Here is a 2,785-nt window from a genome sequence, read left to right on the forward strand (position 1 = left end):
CCGAATCCGGCGTCGGCGATCCGGCGGGCCAGGCGCCGGTTGCGGAGCATCCCGGCGACGTTGAGGTCCTCGACCACGACCGTGCCGTACTCGGCGGCCACGGCGGTGGTGAGCTTGTGCAGGGCGTCTTCGCGCAGGTTCGCCACCCGGTGATGGACGCGGTTGCGTGCGGCGTTGGTCTTCTCCCACCGCTTCGACGGCTTCTGCCCGGTGCGCCGGTCCGGGCCCTGGCGGCGGGACACGATGCGGCAGGCGCGGCGCAGCTGCTTGAGCGCGGCGTCGTAGTGCCCGGGGTTGGGCACGGTGCGGATCTCATCGGTGCTGTCGGCCATCACCGCGAGGCTCTTCACGCCGAGGTCGATGCCGACCGCCGCGTCCGGGCGCGTCACGCGTTCGAGGTCGCGCTTCACCTCGGTCTGTAAGGACACGAACCAGCGTCCGCGTTCGTGCCGGACGGTCGCGGACAGGATGCGGGCGGTCTCGGCCTCGACGCGGCCGAGGAGCCCCGCGGTGGGCTCGTGGGTGCGGATCGTGCCGAGCCGGGGCAGCGTGACATGCAGGCCGTCGGTGTCCACACGAATCACGCCGGTCGTGAAGCGGCAGGACAGGCGTGCGTTCCGCTTCGACTTGAAACCAGCTGGGCACAGCGGTTGATCTGTGCCGGACGCTGGAGTTTCCGCAGTTCAGCGCGAAGGTCGTCGGGTGCCGAAATGATCAGGCCCTTGAGCTGGTTGATCGCGGCTGGGGAGGTGAGCAGAGCACCGTGGCAGGTGACGAGGAGAACCCGCAGGGCCTCGCGTTCACCTTGGACCCCCTCGGCTCGATGAGGTGCTCACCGGCCAGGGCTTCCTCGGCTGCTCGGATGGCGTCGAGCATGTCGGTCCTGCGGCTGCCGCGGGTCGCCTGCCGCTCGGGACGCAGGACCTCGACGACCTGTTCGCCGGCCTCGTCGAGGAAGGTGGCCGGCCCGGCGCCGTGACTGCCCACTCCTTCCCACGCCGGCCTCGGTGTCGGGTCACCGCTTGTCGAACGCCTTCCTCCCGGCCAGGGCCTGGACGCCCGGTGAGAGCCCGGAACTCGCCCTGGGCGGCGACGTCACCCGGATCGGCCAGGGCAGCACGGCCGACGCCGCACCGCGAGCCACGGCAGGGGCCCGCGGCCGGTGAACCGCACTGCCGTGCCCGGGTTCGGGCACATGTGACGGACACTGGGCGGCAGGAGAAGGGAGGCCGACCGTGCTGACCATGGTCCGTGAGCAGCTGGGCCAGGCCCTGTTCCGTCGTGTCGCGGGCCCCGACGGGCCGGTGACACGGGCCCGTATCCACCACACCCCCGGCCCGCGCTGGTTCGGACCGCACCGCCCGATCCGTACGGTCCACGGTGATGCCTCGATGTTCATCGGCGGGCTGAGCGCACTGCTGTTGCAGTCCTTGCATCCGCTCGCCATGGCAGCGGTGGCCGGGCACTCCGGCTACCGTGGGGACCCCTGGGGCCGGCTCCAGCGCACCAGCACCTTCCTGGCCGTGACGACCTACGGTACCGCCGCGGACGCCCAGCGGGCGGTCGACCGGGTCCGTGGCATCCACGAGCGGATCCGTGGAACAACGGCCGAGTGCGTGCCGTACCACGCGGCGGATCCGCACCTGCTCGGCTGGGTGCACGCCGCCGAGACGGACAGCTTCCTGCGTGCCCACGAACGCTACGGAGCCTGCCCGCTGGACGCTGCCGGCTACGACGCCTACGTGGCCGACGCTGCGCGCGTCGCCGAGGCACTGGGGGTGAGCGACCCACCGCGCGACCGCCGCGAGCTGTCCGACCGCCTGAGCGCCTACCGGCCCGAGCTACGGGCCACGGCCGAGGCCCGGGGTGCCGCCCGCTTCCTGTTGCTGCGACCTCCTCTGCCGCTTGCGGTGCGGCCCTTCTACGGCGGTCTGGCCGCAAGCGCCGTCGCCCTGCTCCCGCCCTGGGCCCGCGGCATGCTGTGGCTGCCCCGTGTGCCGGTCGTCGAGGACCTCGCCGTACGCGCCACCGGCCAGGCCCTGACCCGGACCATCCGCTGGGCCATGACCCCACCTCGACAGTCCCGGCCGGAGTGAGCAATTACCCGGCTTCTCCCTCCCACCGCCCCCGGCCACATGTCCACCGGCGATGTCCGCGCCCAGGAACGACTCGCCCGTCGGTGCACGGCAGTGTGACCCGCTCTCGCGATCACGCCGCCCTCGCGATCACGCCGCCCTCGCCCGCCGCGCTGTCCCCGCCCGAGCTCCCTCGCGCGCACCGCCGTCCGTCTTGCCTGTCCCGAAATTCGCTCAACCGCCCGCGCCGGGCCACTTCCACGTGTGGGTACTGAACCACCAGGCGAGGACTTCGGCGAGGACCAAGACGAAGAGGATCACGAACAGGACACAGCCGCATACGACGGGCAGGACCCGGACTGTCAGACCTCGGATCCCGAGGTCCGGTCGGCGGGACGGTGCGCTTGCGGTCGAGCCCTGCTCCGAGAGAGGACGTGAGTTCGGCATGAGGTGATCGTCTGCCCCCGGCCCGCGTGCCGTAGCTTCAGTACTCCGGCAGCACCGTGCCCGGTCCGTCGCGTCACGCGCTGCAACGGGGAGTTCACCGTCCTGCACCTCGATGTCCGCCCGCCCTCGAGCTGCCGCCGCCGCTGCCCCTCAAGCCGCAGGGAGGGTGCGCTGACCTGCGGGTACGGGGCCGGAGCGGACGTCAGTGCCGGACCGACGCAAAGTTTGCTCCCCGGGCCGCCGGTGCGCAGCGCGCACCCGGC

The 2,785-nt window shown here is 72.2% G+C and carries 4 protein-coding genes; 2 read left to right on the forward strand and 2 right to left on the reverse strand.

Annotation, left to right across the window (positions count from 1 at the left end; genetic code table 11):
• Positions 1-584, reverse strand: a 584-nt coding sequence (locus tag ACZ60B_RS42800) for an RNA-guided endonuclease TnpB family protein (protein WP_469397458.1), incomplete at its 3' end; no start/stop codon positions are given.
• A gap of 130 nt (positions 585-714) precedes the next feature.
• Positions 715-987, reverse strand: a complete 273-nt coding sequence (locus tag ACZ60B_RS42805) for a hypothetical protein (protein ID WP_469397463.1) — start codon at positions 985-987, stop codon at positions 715-717.
• Between the two features lie 35 nt (positions 988-1,022).
• On the opposite strand from ACZ60B_RS42805, the gene ACZ60B_RS42810 reads away from it, so the two are divergent.
• Both ACZ60B_RS42810 and ACZ60B_RS42815 read left to right on the forward strand, forming a co-directional pair.
• On the forward strand, positions 1,023-1,166 hold the full coding sequence (locus tag ACZ60B_RS42810; RefSeq protein WP_469397465.1) for a hypothetical protein: 144 nt from the start codon (positions 1,023-1,025) through the stop codon (positions 1,164-1,166).
• 78 nt (positions 1,167-1,244) lie between these two features.
• A complete protein-coding gene (locus tag ACZ60B_RS42815; RefSeq protein WP_469397467.1) occupies positions 1,245-2,096 on the forward strand; it encodes an oxygenase MpaB family protein in 852 nt (283 codons plus the stop codon).
• Positions 2,097-2,785: the final 689 nt, after the last annotated feature.

The sequence above is a fragment of the Streptomyces sp. NPDC104096 genome (assembly GCF_055584385.1).

Coding starts and splice junctions, on each gene's coding strand:
- ACZ60B_RS42815 (WP_469397467.1), top strand. CDS start 1,245: ATGGTCCGTGAGCAGCTGGGCCAGGCCCTGTTCCGTCGTGTCGCGGGC.